12 protein-coding genes and 1 tRNA gene are annotated in these 17,027 nt (G+C 40.5%); all 13 read left to right on the top strand.

Annotation, left to right across the window (positions count from 1 at the left end; translation table 11 throughout):
• The first annotated feature begins 99 nt into the window (after positions 1 to 99).
• The 13 genes from HXT52_RS03445 to HXT52_RS03385 all read left to right on the top strand — a co-directional run bounded on the left by HXT52_RS03445 (position 100) and on the right by HXT52_RS03385 (position 16,974).
• Positions 100 to 981: a bifunctional methylenetetrahydrofolate dehydrogenase/methenyltetrahydrofolate cyclohydrolase gene (locus tag HXT52_RS03445; RefSeq protein ID WP_004135959.1), complete on the top strand. Its 882-nt coding sequence runs from the start codon at positions 100 to 102 to the stop codon at positions 979 to 981.
• A gap of 138 nt (positions 982 to 1,119) precedes the next feature.
• A complete protein-coding gene (gene rpsA, locus HXT52_RS03440) occupies positions 1,120 to 2,622 on the top strand; it encodes a 30S ribosomal protein S1 (protein ID WP_004135961.1) in 1,503 nt (500 codons plus the stop codon).
• A 220-nt stretch (positions 2,623 to 2,842) separates the two neighbouring features.
• A complete protein-coding gene (locus HXT52_RS03435; protein ID WP_004135962.1) occupies positions 2,843 to 3,172 on the top strand; it encodes a TM2 domain-containing protein in 330 nt (109 codons plus the stop codon).
• Between the two features lie 152 nt (positions 3,173 to 3,324).
• Positions 3,325 to 3,873, top strand: coding sequence for a TM2 domain-containing protein (locus tag HXT52_RS03430; RefSeq protein ID WP_004135965.1), 549 nt, complete (start codon positions 3,325 to 3,327; stop codon positions 3,871 to 3,873).
• Positions 3,874 to 3,951: 78 nt separating this feature from the next.
• Positions 3,952 to 4,620: a dephospho-CoA kinase gene (gene coaE / locus HXT52_RS03425; RefSeq protein ID WP_421775714.1), complete on the top strand. Its 669-nt coding sequence runs from the start codon at positions 3,952 to 3,954 to the stop codon at positions 4,618 to 4,620.
• Between the two features lie 28 nt (positions 4,621 to 4,648).
• The gene (gene uvrB, locus HXT52_RS03420) at positions 4,649 to 6,763 is read left to right on the top strand and encodes an excinuclease ABC subunit UvrB (RefSeq protein ID WP_421775713.1); all 2,115 of its coding nucleotides are present in this window, start codon (positions 4,649 to 4,651) and stop codon (positions 6,761 to 6,763) included.
• Positions 6,764 to 6,912: 149 nt separating this feature from the next.
• The gene (pyk, locus tag HXT52_RS03415) at positions 6,913 to 8,352 is read left to right on the top strand and encodes a pyruvate kinase (RefSeq protein ID WP_004127978.1); all 1,440 of its coding nucleotides are present in this window, start codon (positions 6,913 to 6,915) and stop codon (positions 8,350 to 8,352) included.
• A gap of 257 nt (positions 8,353 to 8,609) precedes the next feature.
• Positions 8,610 to 8,683, top strand: a tRNA-Leu gene (locus HXT52_RS03410).
• Between the two features lie 144 nt (positions 8,684 to 8,827).
• Positions 8,828 to 10,483: an alpha-amylase gene (locus tag HXT52_RS03405; protein WP_421775712.1), complete on the top strand. Its 1,656-nt coding sequence runs from the start codon at positions 8,828 to 8,830 to the stop codon at positions 10,481 to 10,483.
• A gap of 82 nt (positions 10,484 to 10,565) precedes the next feature.
• Entirely contained in the window at positions 10,566 to 12,305 is a 1,740-nt protein-coding gene (locus HXT52_RS03400; protein ID WP_421775711.1) for a VWA domain-containing protein, read from the top strand.
• Positions 12,306 to 12,354: 49 nt separating this feature from the next.
• A complete protein-coding gene (locus tag HXT52_RS03395; RefSeq protein WP_421775710.1) occupies positions 12,355 to 13,755 on the top strand; it encodes a glycoside hydrolase family 3 protein in 1,401 nt (466 codons plus the stop codon).
• A 474-nt stretch (positions 13,756 to 14,229) separates the two neighbouring features.
• Positions 14,230 to 14,856, top strand: a complete 627-nt coding sequence (locus tag HXT52_RS03390) for a hypothetical protein (protein ID WP_004135981.1) — start codon at positions 14,230 to 14,232, stop codon at positions 14,854 to 14,856.
• A gap of 264 nt (positions 14,857 to 15,120) precedes the next feature.
• The gene (locus HXT52_RS03385) at positions 15,121 to 16,974 is read left to right on the top strand and encodes an ABC transporter ATP-binding protein (RefSeq protein ID WP_050543656.1); all 1,854 of its coding nucleotides are present in this window, start codon (positions 15,121 to 15,123) and stop codon (positions 16,972 to 16,974) included.
• Positions 16,975 to 17,027: the final 53 nt, after the last annotated feature.

The raw sequence follows: 17,027 nt of genomic DNA, 5'->3' as shown, positions 1-17,027 counted from the left end.
TAGTGCGTCGGCGCACATTAGTTTTGCTTGTCGACTAATACACTTCTATACCTCACGATAGCCTATCCTTACGAATTGTGCGAGTTGGGAGGCATATTTATGGTTATTGTTCTTGATGGTAAAGCACTTGCTGGCAAAATTAAGGAAGATTTGTCTGCACGCGTTGCGCTATTGCGTAAAAATGGTATTGAACCGGGATTGGGTACTCTACTTGTTGGGAATGATCCTGGATCATTAAAGTATGTTGCTGGAAAACACAAAGATTGCGAAGAAGTTGGGATTCGTTCAATCAGATGTGATTTGCCAGAAGATGCTAGTGAAGATGACATTCTTAAAGCAGTTGAGCAATTGAACAATGATCCGCTTTGTACAGGTTTTATTGTGCAATTGCCTCTTCCTAAGGGCGTTGATTCTAAAAAAATTATTTCCGCAATCAATCCTAAAAAAGATTGTGATGGAATGCATCCTTATAATCTAGGCGAACTTGTGATGCATATTTCTGGAGATATTACAACGCCTTTGCCGTGTACTCCTCGTGGAATTTTAGCTTTGTTAGACGAGTATGGAATTAATCTTTCTGGTAAAAACGTTTGTGTTCTCGGTCGAGGAATCACAGTTGGTCGAACGATTGGTCTGCTTCTTACACGCAGGGGAGTAGATGCAACTGTTACGCTATGCCACACTCATACTAAAAATTTGCAGGAAATTATGCGTGAATCTGACGTTATTATTGCTGCAATGGGCTGTGCTGGTTTTGTTAAGCCGGAAGATATTAAACCTGGTGCAGTTCTAGTTGACGTTGGCGTATCTCGCATATTTGATGAGGAAGCGGGAAGATATCGTATAAAAGGCGATGTGGATGCTGCTTGCCGTGAGATTGCTGGAGCATATTCTCCAAATCCTGGTGGAGTAGGCCCTATGACACGCGCTATGCTTCTTGCGAATGTTGTTGATATGGCTGAAAGAAAGCTTCAAAATTAATATTTCGACACTCCCGGACTAAAACGGCAATTTTGGCTAGGCCTGCCTATAAACTAGCTCTTTGTGTGCGTAGTATCGCGCATAACTATAACTAAATATCGAGTAATATCCACCCCAAGAAGAAACCACTAATAAATAATGGCAGAGAATAATAACGAAGTCGCCAAGGTTGCGATTAATGATATTGGCACCGAAGAAGACTTCATCAAGGCAGTCGATTCAACCATCAAGAATTTTGATGATGGTGATTTAGTTGAAGGTACCGTCGTAAAGATTGATCACGACGAAGTATTGTTGGATATCGGCTACAAGACTGAAGGTGTAATTCCTTCCCGTGAACTTTCCATCAAGAAAGACGTTGATCCAGATGATGTCGTTGAAGTTGGCGACACCATTGAAGCCCTTGTTGTTACTAAGGAAGACAAGGAAGGACGTCTTATTCTCTCCAAGAAGCGTGCACAGTATGAGCGTGCTTGGGGTGACATCGAGAAGATTAAGGATGCAGACGGCATCGTTGAAGGTACAGTTATTGAAGCTGTTAAGGGCGGCTTGATTGTAGACATCGGTTTGCGTGGCTTCTTGCCAGCTTCCTTGGTTGAAATGCGTCGCGTTCGCGATCTTTCCCCATACATTGGCCAGAAGATTAAGGCTAAGATTCTCGAGCTCGATAAGAACCGCAACAACGTTGTGCTTTCTCGTCGTCAGTTCCTTGAGGAAACCCAGTCCGAAGTTCGCGAGACCTTCCTCTCGCAGCTTAAGAAGGGTCAGATTCGCGAAGGCGTTGTGTCTTCTATCGTAAACTTTGGCGCGTTTGTTGACCTCGGCGGCGTTGACGGCCTCATTCACGTGTCTGAGCTTTCTTGGAAGCACATCGATCACCCATCTGAGGTTGTTAAGGTTGGCGATAAGGTTACCGTTGAAGTTCTCGATGTTGATCTTGATCGCGAACGTATTTCCCTTTCCCTTAAGGCAACTCAGGAAGATCCATGGCAGCGCTTCGCTCGCACCCATGTTCCTGGACAGGTTGTTAAGGGCAAGGTTACCAAGATTGTTCAGTTCGGTGTGTTCATTTCCGTTGAAGATGGTATTGAGGGATTGGTTCACATTTCTGAGCTTGCAAACCGTCACGTAGAGAACCCAGAAACTGTTGTTAAGGCTAACGAAGAAGTATTCGTGAAGGTTATCGACGTTGATCTTGATCGTCGTCGTATCTCCCTCTCCTTGAAGCAAGCTACTGAAGCTGTCGATCCAAATTCTGAAGATTTCGATCCAGCTCTCTACGGCATGCCAGCTGAATATGATGCCGAAGGTAACTACAAGTACCCAGAAGGCTTCGATCCAAACACTAATGAGTGGATGGCTGGCTACGAGCAGCAGCGCGAAGAGTGGGAAGCTCAGTATGCTGCAGCTCACGAGCTTTGGGAAGAACACAAGGCATTCGCTGCTAAGGAACTCGCAGCTGCAGCTGAATCTGCTGCCGCTGACGGCCAGAGCGAAGAAGCTGAAAAGAAGCCAGCTAAGGAAGAGAAGAAGGAAGAAGTTGCTTCCAACTATTCTTCTGAGGCTTCTAACGAAGGTGCTTTAGCTGATTCCGACCAGCTCGCAGCTTTGCGCGAACAGCTTTTGAGCGAAAAGAAGTAGTTTCTACTTTCTACTAGAAGCTTATTAACAATTGCCCTGGTGAGTGATCATCGGGGCAATTTTGTTTATGTTTTACTACTATTTTGAGTATGTTTTACGAGTATTTTTGTGACTCAAGTTTTGTAATTAAATATAGGTACAATTAATTTTCTTTTAAGAATCATGATTATATGATGCTTTTAAGCATTAATCATAATTATTAAAAGGATTGGTGAAGATTATGAGCACGTTTGACAACAATCAGAAAAATGCTCAGTCCCCTTCGTACGATGGGAATAGTGAGGAGAACGCTAAAGCAACTTTAGTAAGCTCGCGCAATAAAATTGTTGCAGGTTTGCTAGCGATTTTCTTAGGCACATTAGGTATTCACAATTTCTATCTTGGTTTTAAAGGCAAGGCGATTGCACAGCTGCTTATTTCTGTTCTTTCCTTTGGTTTCCTGTTGATCATTACAGCAATATGGGCATTGGTTGAGGGTATTTTGATTCTTTGCTCAAAGCCTGGAACTAAGTGGCATCAAGATGCTGATGGTGCTGAGTTAAAGGATTAGTGTTTTATAATTATTGTTAATAAACAAGATGCCCTGGTGAGTGATTATCTGGGCATCTTTTAATATCTTTAGTAATAACGCTTTTATTTATTAATTTTTTATTATATAGTTTTTAAGAAAATAAATTTCTTACGAGAGAAAGTGTAATTATTGTGAGTGATTTAGATAATCAAACTGGAGATTACTCAGGCTCTGACGGACAGCCACAGTACGGACAGCCACAGTACAATGATCAGTCTCAGCAGTACAACCAGGCTCAGCCACAATATAACGACCAATCCCAGTATGGTGCTCAGCCTCAGTACAATGCTCAGCCACAGTATGGTCAGCCTCAGTATGGCCAGAATTCGTATTCTCAGCCACAATATGGTCAGTACTCTCAGTCTGCTCCTCAGTACAATCAAGCGTCTTCCTACTCTAACTATGGGTCTAATAATTATTCATCAAACACATACAGAAGCTCTCGTAACAAGATTGCTGCAGGCCTGTTAGCGATTTTCTTGGGCGCTTTGGGTGTGCACAATTTCTATCTTGGTTTTAAAGGCAAGGCTATTGCCCAGCTTCTTATTTCTATTCTTTCTTTCGGCTTGCTGGCTTTTGTTTCTGGAATTTGGGCATTTATTGAAGGAATTTGCATTCTTTGCTCTCAGCCTGGTTCTAAGTGGCATAAGGATGCCGATGGTGCTGAACTTCAAGACTAATTTTACAATTACTATTTAGCATATAATGCCCCGGTAATTATTTACTGGGGCATTACTTATAATTTATATATGACAATAATGCGTATTGCGATAACGGGCGGAATTGCGGCTGGAAAATCTACAGTAGTAAACCATTTGCATTCGCTTGGCGCTTTTGTTATAGATTACGATGTTTTAGCGCGTAAAGTTGTGGAACCAGGAAGTGCAGTATTGCAGCGAATCGTAGGAATTTTTGGGGAAAATGCTGTTAAGAATGATGGTTCTTTAAATCGCGCGTTTATTGCAAAGCATGTTTTTGGGTACTCCAACGAGAGTTGTGAAAATCGTAAGAAGCTTGAGTTGCTTATTCATCCTGCTATTTATGATTGCGCAAAGACTTTAGAAAGCGAATATGTTAATAAAATTTCTGAAGAAAATAGTAATGTATTAGGCAGTATGAGTTCGATTATTGTGCACGATATCCCGCTGCTTGCGCAAGTAATAGACAGCATTCCATTTAGTTTTGACCATATTATTACAGTTGAAGCGCCTCAAGAAATTCGCGTTAAGCGAATGATAAGCGAGCGAAATATGACGGAGAGACAAGCTTTAGCGCGCATAAATAGTCAGCTTCCAAGTAAAGCTCGAAAAGCTATGGCAGATTTTGTGGTAGATTCAACGAAACCGATGGAATCTATGCTTAAAAGTGTTGACAATATGCTGAAAACATGGCTGCAAGAAATAAACAATAAACAATCAAAGCGCTGAAATGGCAAAATTGGGGAAGTAAAAGATTATGTCTAATAAAATTCAGCGCACAAACAAGCCGTTTGTTGTAAAAGCACCATACAAACCTTCGGGTGATCAGCCGCAAGCAATCGAAGCGTTGGCGAATCGCATTGAAAACGGCGAAAACGACGTTGTTTTAATGGGTGCTACGGGAACTGGTAAAACTGCTACAACTGCTTGGCTGATTGAGCGTTTGCAGCGTCCTACTCTTATTATTGAGCCGAATAAAACTTTGGCAGCTCAGCTTTGCGCGGAATTTCGTGAGCTTATGCCAGATAATGCCGTGAGCTATTTTGTGTCTTACTACGATTACTATCAGCCAGAAGCGTACATTCCGCAAACAGACACGTATATTGAAAAAGATTCCAATATTAACGACGATGTTGAGCGGCTTCGTCATGCTGCTACAGCGAATTTGCTTACTAGACGCGATTGCGTTGTTGTGGCTACTGTTTCTTGCATTTATGGACTTGGTACTCCAGAGGAGTATGCAGAGAGAATGCTTATGCTAAACGTTGGCCAGCAGCTTGAGCGAGATACGCTTCTTCGCCAGTTTGTGAGCATGCAATATAAGCGCAACGATATTGCTTTTACGCGCGGAACTTTTAGAGTGCGCGGAGACACTGTTGAGATTATTCCAGTGTACGAAGAATTGGCTGTGCGAATTGAGTTCTTTGGTGACGAAATCGACAGAATTACAATGTTGCATCCTCTTACAGGAGAAGTGATTCGCCAGGAGAGTAGCGTTCATATCTTCCCTGCATCTCACTACATTGCGGGACCAGAGCGCATGGAACGCGCGTTAGAGGCTATTGAAAAAGAGCGTGACGAACGCGTTGCACAACTTAAAAAGCAGAACAAATTGCTGGAAGCTCAGCGTTTAGAAATGCGAACTACATATGATCTGGAGATGCTGCGTCAGGTTGGTGTGTGCCCAGGAGTGGAAAATTATTCTAGGCATTTTGACGGACGCGATGCAGGCACGCCTCCGCATACGCTGCTTGACTTTTTCCCAGACGACTTTTTGCTAGTTTTAGACGAGTCGCATGTAACAGTGCCGCAAATCGGAGCCATGTATGAGGGTGATGCTTCGCGCAAAAGAACGCTTGTGGAGCATGGCTTTAGGCTGCCTTCTGCAATGGATAATCGCCCGTTAAAGTGGAAAGAATTTTTGGAGCATGTTGGTCAAACTGTGTATCTTTCTGCAACGCCTGGAGATTACGAGTTGGGGCTTTCTGACGGCGTAGTTGAGCAGATTATTCGCCCAACTGGTTTGCTTGACCCTAAGATTGAGGTTCGACCTGTGGAAGGTCAGGTTGACGATTTGCTTGCGGAAATCAAGGAGCGAGTGGCAAAAGATGAGCGCGTGCTTGTTACTACGCTTACGAAGAAAATGGCGGAAGACTTAACCGAGTACTTTTTGGAGCTTGGAATTAAAGTTGAGTACTTGCATTCAGATGTTGATACTTTGCGCAGAGTGGAGCTTTTGCGCGAGCTTCGCGAAGGCAAAATTGATGTGATTGTTGGCATTAATTTGCTTCGTGAGGGTTTGGATTTGCCAGAAGTTTCGCTGGTTGCAATTTTGGATGCAGATAAGGAAGGCTTCTTAAGATCTTACCGCTCGCTTATTCAGACGATTGGCCGCGCTGCTCGTAACGTTTCTGGAACTGTGCTTATGTATGCAGATACCGTTACGGATGCTATGAGCAAGGCGATTAGTGAGACGGAGCGCCGCCGCGAAAAGCAAATCGCGTATAACAAGGCTCATGGAATTGATCCTAAGCCTTTGCGAAAAAAGATTAGTGACGTGAACGACATGCTTGCTAAAGAAGATGTTGATACGCAGACTTTGCTAGCAGGCGGTTATAGGAATGCTAATAAGGCTGGCAACTCGCATTATGGTGTGCCAAAAGAGACGAATCTTGGGCAGCAAAGCAAAGAAAAGCGTATGGCGAATATATCGGCCTTGCCGCAAGACGATATTATGTCTTTGATTAAGAATTTGAGCGAGCAAATGCATGTTGCTGCGCAGCAGTTGCAATTCGAGTTGGCTGCTCGCTTGCGCGATGAAATACGCAATCTTAAAAAAGAGTTGCGGCAAATGGATGAGGCTAATAAGTGAGTTAATAAGCGAGCGCAGCTAGTCGTGGTTAATTGTAATGAATAAATAGGCGCGAGTTTTGCCTATAGGTCACAATTTGCTGGTACACTGTTACTCGGAAAGTGGGTATTTTCCCATTTAAAAATAAACAAAGGAAATAGGTAGGCATTATGCGTAAAGCCAAAATTGTTGATACCATTGGTCCAGCTACAGAATCGTTGGAAGGTATTACCAAGCTTGTTGAAGCTGGTATGGATGTTGCTCGTTTGAACCGTTCTCACGGCACTCCTGAAGATCATTTGCGCGTTTACAACAATGTTCGTGCAGCTTCCAAGTCCACTGGCCGCAATGTTGCTGCTCTTGTTGATTTGCAGGGTCCAAAGATTCGCTGTGGTTGGTTCAAGAAGAACGCTGATGGTGAAGATAAGGTTTATTTGGAAGAAGGCCAGGAGTTCATCATTACTACTGATGATGTTGAAGGTGACGAGCATCGCACTTCCACAACCTTCAAGGGCTTGCCAGGAGATTGCCATGCAGGCGACCCAATTCTTATTGATGATGGTAAGGTTCGTCTTGAGGTAACTAAGGTTGAAGGCAACGACGTTCACACTAAGGTTATTGTTGCTGGCCCAGTTTCCAGCCACAAGGGCATTAACCTTCCAGGCGTTGCAGTTTCTCTTCCAGCTTTGACCGAAAAAGATGAGTCTGATCTTCGTTGGGCTATTCGCACTGGCGCTGACATTATTGCTATGTCCTTCGTGCGTTTTGCTACCGATATTGATCGCGCTCACGAAATCATGGACGAAGAAGGTCGTCGTATTCCAATCGTCGCCAAGATTGAAAAGCCACAGGCTGTTGAAAACTTGGAAGAGATTGTTAAGACCTTCGATGGCATTATGGTTGCTCGTGGTGATATGGCTGTGGAAATGCCTCTTGAAGAGGTTCCACTTGTTACCAAGCGCTGCATTGAGCTTTCTCGCCGTTATGCAAAGCCAGTTATCGTTGCTACCGAAGTTCTTGGCACAATGGTTAACTCTCCAGTACCAACTCGTGCAGAAGCTTCCGATTGCGCTAACGCTGTTCTCGATGGTGCTGACGCAACAATGACTTCTAACGAAACTGCTGTTGGTAAGTATCCAGATGTTACCGTAAAGACTATGTCTCGCATTTCTCAGTATGCTACCGAGAATGGCTATGATCGCATTCCTGCAGTTGAGCTTGATATGTCTAGCACCGGCGCAGTTTCTTCTGCAGCTGTTGATTTGGCAGATAAGCTTAACGCTAAGGCTATTGTTGCCTACACTCAGACTGGTCGTACGGTTCATCGTATTTCCCGCGAACGTCCAACTGCTCCAATCTACGGATTGACCAACAATGAGCACACTTATCACTGGTTGGCTTTGAGCTGGGGTACTGAAGGATTCTTGATTAGTGAAGATTATCACGATATGAATCGTCACGATTTGATGATTTTCACCGACAAGGTTCTTCGTGAGGCTGGTAAGGTTTCAGATGGTGACCAGATTGTTATCTTGAGCACTGCTCAGGGTGAGCGTCAGGCTGGTCGTACTGACTCCATCTACGTTCACACAGTTGGTGCTTGCGACTAATATTACGCGGTTTTGCACATGCGTTTAGTATGATTTAATTTTTTAATTATTTACTTGCGCATGTGTAGGACGTATAACGTGTAACGTATAAGTTGTGACTTGTAATGCGCGCTTCCTATCTGTAGGTTGCGCGCATTGCTTGTATTTAATCGCAAATATTCAATATTGCGACACGCGCAAAACGCCTTAACTATTTGCATGCAGCTTAAAGTGTGCTATAGTCAACAAGTCGCAAAAAATTGCGAAAAATTGAAGATGCCCCTGTATCCCAATTGGTAGAGGAAACAGCCTCAAAATCTGTGCAGTGTGAGTTCGAGTCTCACCGGGGGCACGTGCACAACGTCACTTAGCTTGCTGAGTGACGTTTTTTATTTCGTTTTAATATTCAGACATAAACAGTAAAGCGTATAATAATAAAAGCATTTTCGCACAATAAAACAATGAATGTGCTGTACGTGATGTGAAAGGAACAAAGATGATCCGCAGTGCAAAATTGCAAGTAGGTAATCGTAAAAAAAGTAATTATGCTAGCGAATTAATCAATAATTACAAGCATAAATTAATGTTTGTATTTGCGTCATTCGCTGCTGTAGCAACAATATTAATGTGTGTGTTTACCATTGTTCCAAACTCTTCGGCATTTGCTTCAACTAAATCAACAAACGGCCTTCCACAAAAAGGCGTTATTGTTACAGCTTTTCAGCAAAACTGGAGGAGTATTGCCAAGGAGTGCAAAGAAACGTATGGTCCTGAAGGCGTTAAGTACGTTCAGGTGTCTCCTCCAGAGGATCATATTAAAGGAAAAGCGTGGTGGACTTCTTACCAGCCTGTTAGTTACAATCTAAATTCCAAGCTTGGTACTGAAGCTGAGTTTAAGAATATGATTACTACGTGTAAAGCTGCGAAGGTTGGAATTATTGTTGACGCTGTTATTAACCACATGACTGGTGCTGACAATAAAGATACTGTGGGAGTTGGTGGTAGTAAGTATGATGCGGCAAATCAGAGTTATCCTGATGCTGGTTACACGAAAGATGATTTTCATCAAATAGATAAAGATATTTACACGTATAGTGATGCTCAAGTAGTTTGGAATTATCGTTTAGTTGGTTTGCTTGATTTGGATACTTCTAAGCCGCATGTGCAGCAAACTCTTGGTAATTATTTTGCAAAATTGCTAAAAATGGGTGTAGCTGGCTTCCGCGTAGACGCTGTTAAGCATATTGCTCCAAACGAGATGAAAGCTATTAAGAAGGCTGCATCTGATGCTAGTGGTGTTAAGCCTGAAAACATTTGGTGGATGCAGGAAACGATTGGGGATAGCAATGGTGCGAAAGAAAATCAGCCAGATAAATATGTTGGAACTGGTGAAGTAGACGAGTTTGAGTACTCGTACCGTTTGCGAAATTATTTCTCTGGTTCAATAGACAATTTGAAGCATATTACAGATGGTCTTATTCCTAATAAGAGTGCTGCTATTTTTGTTACAAATTGGGATACTGAGCGAGATAATGCCACAAGTGTTCTTACTTATAAAGATGGCAAATTATATGAGCTTGCGAATGCTTTTATGCTTGCTTATCCGTATGGTACGCCAAATATTTACTCTGGATATAAGTTTAGTGAGCGAGATGAAGGTGCTCCTGGTGCAACTGAAACGTTTGTTCCTGATGCAAGTTGTGGCAAGGATTCAAAGTGGCAGTGCACTCAACGCTGGACTTCAATTCGAGGCATGATTGGCTTCTATAATGCTGTTAAAGGTACGAAAGTAACTAAGTGGCAGGATGATGAAAGCAATAATATTGCTTTTAGCCGCGGAAATAATGGTTTCTTCGCTATTAATAATGATGATAAGCAAAATGATGTTAGTTACAATACTGATTTGCCAGATGGTGAGTATTGCAATGTTTATGCATCAAAGAATTGCGAAAAAACTGTAACTGTTAGTGGTGGGAAAGTTGAAACAACTATTCCTTCTCATTCTGCAGTGGCATTGCATGTTAATGCTGTAAAGCACTTTGGTAGCAATTCTGCAATTAATAAAATACTTCTGGTATTTGTTGCTATTTTTATAGCTTTGGTTGTGGCTAGTGCGTCCTTTATTAAAGTAAAGCGAGATAAGAATATATAAAAGAAGGTATAGAATCAAAAAGTATATTAAGCTTGAGCTAATTATGTAAGTACTTGCATAATGTTGTGAGAAAGAAGAACGTATGTTTTGCATCAACTGTGGAGCTTTAATTAAGGATAATGTACGGTTCTGTTCTCGTTGTGGAGCAGCTGTTAATGCTTCTGCAGAAAATGATCAGCAGAACAATGCGCAGAATCAGCAGAGCCCTCAGAATCAGCAGAGCCCTCAGAATCAGCAAAGTATGCGTAACAACATGCCTCAAGCTTACAAAGCTGAGCCGTATAATGCTGCAACATCAGCCACTTATACGGCATCAGCTATTCCTGCATCTTCACGCAGTGGCGGCCTATTTTCTGGATTTGATGTTTTCTCAAATGAGGAATTAAAGGATAAAAGAAATATAATTCTTTCTATTACAATAGTTATATCTTTTATTCTTTCGTGTATTTTCGGATGCTTAATTTGGGATTTTATTCATCCGGGTCAAATTCCTTATTCAAAGCTTCGCAGTGAGCTTACTCAATCACACAAGTATGAAGATTATACGCTAAAAATTGTTAATTCCGACGTTTCTCAATATCCGCACGTTAAATTGTACTTTTCTCTTACGGATAGCAGTGGAAAAGCGCTTGAAATTGATTCTCCAACTGCTGCAATTCGCGAAAAAATTGGTGGCGGAAAAGAAGTAGAACGCCTTATTCACAAGGTTGAGCGAATTAAAGACAATCAAGGTGTTAATTACGAGATTCTTCTTGATAAATCTGGCTCAATGGATTCTTCAATCGACACTATGAAGAAAACAATGAGTGATTTTGTGCGCAATCTCAACTACAAGGTTGGAGATAAAGGAGAGCTTATATCTTTCGATAGCTACCTCATGTATATGGCAACATACACAAATGATAAAGATCGACTTCTTACAGGTATCGATAATATGACACCTTACGGAATGACGGCCTTGTATGATGCTCTATACACTGGTGTTACTAATGCTTCAAACCATCCAGGTTTTAACTGTGTTATTGCTTTTACAGATGGTTTGGATAATGAAAGCACTCATACTGCGGATGAGGTTATTGCTCTAGCAAAAGAAAAGGGAATACCAGTTTATTTGATTGGTACAAGTGATGCTGATTCTAGCGTATTGCAGAATATTGCAAACGAAACAAACGGCTACTTCTGGGATATTAATTCTATTTCAGATATGAAAGATGTAATGAATAGAATTAGAGTTAATCAAGATAATGTTTATTGTCTTGAATACGATTCTGATTCTTCAACAAATCCTTATGTTGATCGTGTAGTTTCTGCTTTGCTTGCAGATTCGAAGAATCATAAGTCTGGTGGCATTGGTGACGATTTAGCATTTAAGCCAGTAAAGAAGAAGACTTATAAGAAGGGTGGTTCTCGTTTTGTTCTTCATAAGGGAGACGTAACTTGGACCGAAGCTAATAGTGCATGCATGCAAGATGGTGGTTACTTAGTAACTCTTACAGACAAGCGTAAGGAAACTAAGGTTATAAATATGGCTAAGAAGGAAGGCGTCAAGTATGTGTGGATTGGCGGTTACACTTCTCAGCGCGAAAACGGTGAAGTGTATGCACACTGGGTTACTGGTGAAAAAGTAAAGTATCAAAACTGGTTGCCTGGTGAGCCAAGTCGAAATGATAAAGATGGTGAACCTGAGTTTTATCTTATGCTTTGGAGATTAAATGACGAATGGTCTTGGAATGATCAGCGCGACAACCTATTTACAAATCCTACATTACACAAAACGTTTAGCGGTAAGACAGGCTACGTGTGCGAAGTGAATAAATACTAGTAAATAATTTCAATAGTATTTTTATTATTAGTGAATTAGGGGAAAGCTTATGCGTAAGCAACAGCCGCGTAAATTGCAAAGCGTACCGCATACTGTAACTGGTCGCACAGTACAGTATAGGGGTGCGTTGCATAATCAGCGAGTAGAAAAAGTTGCGTCGAGGAATCATTCCGCTTCTATTTTTGCGATTATTATTGCGGTTGCTTTAATAGTAGTGTCTATGTGCGCTGCAGTACATGTTATGCGCTCGCAATTCTTTAACCATTCTAATAGAACTGCTATTAAGAGTCCTAAAGAGTTAGCATTAGAAGCAGAAAAGCGCGAGGCTTTAATTAAAGCTCATAAAAAACTGGCTCGTAGGGGAGTTGATCCTAATAGCGCAGAAGTTAGAAGCGTGCTTTCAAAAATGTCTCTTGAAGATAAAATTGCGCAAATGTTTGTTGTAAAACCTGAGGAATTAGTTGGCATAAACTGGACGGTAACTTCTTCTGGTGCGCAAATGCAGCAGGCTTTTAACTCATTGCCTGTTGGCGGAATAATGTACACGAGGGAAAATATTCAAAGTCCTGAACAGACCAAAAGTATGATTTCTAAATTGCAAGAAATAAGTAATGCTCGTGTATCATTGCCTGCAATTGTCAGCGTTGATGAAGAGGGCGGAACTGTTGCAAGAGTTAGTTCTAATCCTCAAATGGGAGTGAATACTTCGCCTAATATGAGAGATATTGGCGTTACTAAGAAAATGCGTAAAGCTTATAAAGCTGGAGCATATATTGGTAAATATCTCCATGATTTTGGCTTTAATGTTGATTTTGCCCCTGTTGCAGATGTGCTAACTAATCCAGATAATAATCTTATGAAAAAGCGCTCGTTTGGTTCTAGCCCAAAGCTTGTGGCTAGTATGACTGACGCGTTTACGGATGGTTTGCAAGAAAATCATGTTTTTGCTACGTATAAGCATTTTCCTGGTCATGGCTCAACTTTTGAAGATTCTCACAAAGGTACTACTGTTTCGAATCAGACTCCATTTTTGCTAAGAAAAGTAGATTTAGTTCCATTCAAAGATGCGGTAGATACTGGCGTTAAGTTCATTATGGTTAGTCATGTGTCGTATCCGAAGATTACGGGAGATGATACTCCAGCTAGTATGTCGGAAAAGATTGTTACAGGTTTAGCTCGTAAAAAGCTTGGCTATAACGGTATTCTGATTTCTGATTCTTTAGGAATGGGAGCAATATCTTTACGTTATGCTCCTTCAAGCGCTGCAATTACTGGGATTAAAGCAGGTCTTGATATGTTACTTTCTCCTGCAAATTTGCGTCAAGCTTACTATTCTGTTGTTAATGCAGTTCGTAGAGGAGAAATCCCTGAGTCTAGAATTGATGATTCTGTAAAACGAATTATTGCTGTAAAACTGCAGATTGCTAAATATCAAAAACTTTCTAAATAACAAACGAATTACTGATAATTACTAAGAATTACTAATAGTTCTAATAATATTTTTTAATAATATTTTCAGTTTGTGCGCGTGTTGTGTTTGCATTTGTACTTTCATGGTGTTAGCATCATTCTCAACACAAACGAATATCGAATACTTCGGTTGAGGTTTGTGCGTGAACCATAGTCAGCTAATGAGCTTAAGGAGGCAGTTATCATGCGTAACATGAACATGAATGCTGAATCTCACAATGCTCTTAACGCTGCTCGTATGTGGTGGTGGCAGTCTTCTCTTTGGCATGAGTTTACTCTGAAGTTTTAGAAGCTGCATATAAAAGCTTATAAAAGACCTCCGGGGTAAACCCGGGGGTCTTTTTGTATATAAGCTTAAATCTTAAAAAATAACCAAATCACAAAATCACAAATCACAACAAAATATTCGATAGCTTTATATGAATAATATAAAGCCCAAACAAGGAGAGAAATCATGGCTCAAGAAATTAACGAAACCGTTAAGGAAGCTTATAACAATGGTGCAAACGCAACTACAGATGCTGCAGCTGCAATGATGCAAAATGTAAAAGTTAAGAATCACGCATTAGATATTACTTCCTTAGTGTTAGTTGCAGTACTTTTTGCGGCAGGATGCATTCTTGACTTTACTGTTGCAAAATCTCTTTCTATTGGAAATATTCAGCCTGAGTTTGTTATTGCTTCATTCTGCTTGTCAATTTTGCTTGTTAGGCCGAAGATTTACCAGGGAGCTATTATTGGTGCTCTTGCTGCAACGTTAATTCAATTTAATACTTCAATTCCATTCCTTGAGTATGCTTGCGATATTCCAGCTGCAATCATTATGACTGCAATATTAATTGGTTATATTCGCTTGTTCCCAAAGGATGCGGCTCGTAAAGTAAGCGTATTCCCATTCATTTCTACTTTTATTACGACTGTAATTTCTGGTTGCATTTTTGCTCTTATTGCTGCTTTCTTCATTCTTCACTCTCCAAATATGGTAATGGTGATGCTTCCAATTATTTTGGGTACAGCAGTATTTAATGCGATTGTTGTTGAAGTACTTTACACTCCATTGAAGATTGTATTGCACAAGTAAATCGATTTTTATACGAATTGTTTTGCATAAAATGTGTTTTTATTGCACTTAGTATGCATGAATGATTGCAGTGTATAGAAAAAAGTAAAGGTATAAAAGTGAGTTGATGCCAGTCATATTGCGATTGGCATCAACTTTTATGTTAGTAAATAGTTTGAGTTTGATTGGTGTGTTACAGTTATGGGTGGTACGCATCAGCAAAACGAACTTATTGCTGGCAGAAAATTAGTTGAACAAGCCCCACAACGAAACATAAAGAGCCTTATGAAAAAACCTAATGATTCACACTTAGAAGATCCGCTACTTGAATTGAAGAATGTGTCTTTTCAATACGGTACAAATCGTAGTGAAAATACTTCAAGCGTTGATGATAATACGTATGCGCTTAATCGAGTAAATCTTAAAATTTACCCTGGTGAATTTGTTGGAATTATTGGACCTTCTGGCTCTGGTAAAACAACTCTTGCTTCGCTTTTTTCTGGTGCTATTCCTCACCATTATTCTGGCGAACTCTTAGGAAGCGTTAAGATTGCGGGTCAAGACACTAAAAATCTTGCTTTAACTAATATTGCTTGCTTGATTGGATCTGTTATTCAAGATATTGATGCGCAAATGGTTGCTGCAAATGTTGAAGATGAGATTCTTTTTGGATTGGAAAATTTTGGTGTTCCTCACGATGAAATCCCTAATCGTATAGCTAGTTCTTTAGAAACTGTTGGTATTAGCGATTTGCGCAATCGAGATCTGGATACATTGTCTGGCGGTCAGAAGCAGAAAGTTGCTATTGCTGCAATTTTGGCGCTTAAACCTAAAGTTTTAGTGCTGGATGAACCAACATGTGCGTTGGATCCTGTATCTTCTCGCATGATTTTTTCTATTCTTCAAAATCTTAATAAAAAATTTGGTATTACTATTGTTGTTATTGAGCAAAAAGTTGCTTTATTAAGCGAATATTGTAAACGTCTTATAGTGCTTTCTAAAGGTGAGCTTGTTCTTGATGCTCCTGTTTCTTTAGCTCTTAAAGACATTGATTTACTTCGTAAAGTTGGTATTAACTATCCGCGTACTACGCATTTAATTAAGCAGTTGCAAGATGAACAGATTTGTAATCCTGCTGAGCTTACTGTTGGCGTGGAAGAAACTGTAAATACTATTGTTAAAACATTACGTACGGATTATTCTAAACTTTCTAATTCAAATAACTCGAATAATGCAGAATCTGTTTTAGAGTCCAATAAAGAAACTTTCATAAAAGCTAATAATTCAGATAATTCTAACAAGCAATGCCTTTCAATAAATAATGTGAGTTTTGCCTACGCGAATGGTGTTAAAGCTCTAAAAGATGTTTCATTTAATGCAAATAGCGGTGAATTAATTGCGTTAATTGGAAGAAATGGTGCTGGAAAAACAACAATTACAAAGATTATTAATGGTCTATTAAGACCTACAGAAGGTAGTGTTGCAATAGATGGCATCGACACTAAGTCGCTTCGCATTAGTCAAATAGCAAAATATGTATCTACCTTATTCCAAAATCCTGATCGACAATTATGCAAAGAAACGGTACTTGAAGAAGTTACTTTAAGCTGTATTTTAATTGGTCAGAATGAGGACGAAGCTAAAGCTAATGCAATGGAAATTATTGATGAGTTGGAGCTGGATTCTAAAGCTAGCCCGTTTATGCTTTCTAGAGGACAGCGCCAAATGGTTGCTTTAGCTGCAACTGTTGTAACGAATCCTAAGATTCTTCTTCTTGACGAGCCAACTTGTGGCCTTGATTACAAGGAATGCATGAGAATTATGCAAGTTGTAGAGCGTTTAAGAAAAAACGGTTGCTGCGTGATTATGGTTTGTCACGATATGGAAGTTGTGCTTGATTATGCAACTCGACTTATAACAATTAACGATGGAAAGCTTATTATTGATGGTTCAGCGCATGATGTGTTTGAAAAGCCGGAAGTGTGCTCTGCTGCAGCATTGTATCCGCCATTATTGTGTTCCGTTTCTCAAGGCTTGGTTGCGCATGGATTTAATAAGTGTAATGGCTTGTATGTGCGAGCAGAATTAGTAGAAGCGTTGCGTGGCGAAAAAATCGTAAAACAGACTGTACAGAATTAGTAGAAGCAATAGCAAATAAAAGTAGCAAATAAAGTAGTAAAGGCGTCTGATAT

Source organism: Gardnerella sp. KA00288 (genome assembly GCF_049244085.1).
GTDB lineage: Bacteria > Actinomycetota > Actinomycetes > Actinomycetales > Bifidobacteriaceae > Bifidobacterium > Bifidobacterium greenwoodii.
The sequence above is the reverse complement of the archived record's forward strand: the minus strand, read 5'-3'. Positions and strand labels throughout refer to the sequence as shown.

Bases quoted from the DNA above. Each gene is read 5' to 3' on its own strand.
- HXT52_RS03390 (WP_004135981.1), top strand. From the start codon at position 14,230: ATGGCTCAAGAAATTAACGAAACCGTTAAGGAAGCTTATAACAATGGT.
- HXT52_RS03385 (WP_050543656.1), top strand. From the start codon at position 15,121: ATGAAAAAACCTAATGATTCACACTTAGAAGATCCGCTACTTGAATTG.
- uvrB (WP_421775713.1), top strand. From the start codon at position 4,649: ATGTCTAATAAAATTCAGCGCACAAACAAGCCGTTTGTTGTAAAAGCA.
- HXT52_RS03445 (WP_004135959.1), top strand. From the start codon at position 100: ATGGTTATTGTTCTTGATGGTAAAGCACTTGCTGGCAAAATTAAGGAA.
- HXT52_RS03400 (WP_421775711.1), top strand. From the start codon at position 10,566: ATGTTTTGCATCAACTGTGGAGCTTTAATTAAGGATAATGTACGGTTC.
- HXT52_RS03435 (WP_004135962.1), top strand. From the start codon at position 2,843: ATGAGCACGTTTGACAACAATCAGAAAAATGCTCAGTCCCCTTCGTAC.
- rpsA (WP_004135961.1), top strand. From the start codon at position 1,120: ATGGCAGAGAATAATAACGAAGTCGCCAAGGTTGCGATTAATGATATT.
- HXT52_RS03405 (WP_421775712.1), top strand. From the start codon at position 8,828: ATGATCCGCAGTGCAAAATTGCAAGTAGGTAATCGTAAAAAAAGTAAT.
- pyk (WP_004127978.1), top strand. From the start codon at position 6,913: ATGCGTAAAGCCAAAATTGTTGATACCATTGGTCCAGCTACAGAATCG.
- coaE (WP_421775714.1), top strand. From the start codon at position 3,952: ATGCGTATTGCGATAACGGGCGGAATTGCGGCTGGAAAATCTACAGTA.
- HXT52_RS03395 (WP_421775710.1), top strand. From the start codon at position 12,355: ATGCGTAAGCAACAGCCGCGTAAATTGCAAAGCGTACCGCATACTGTA.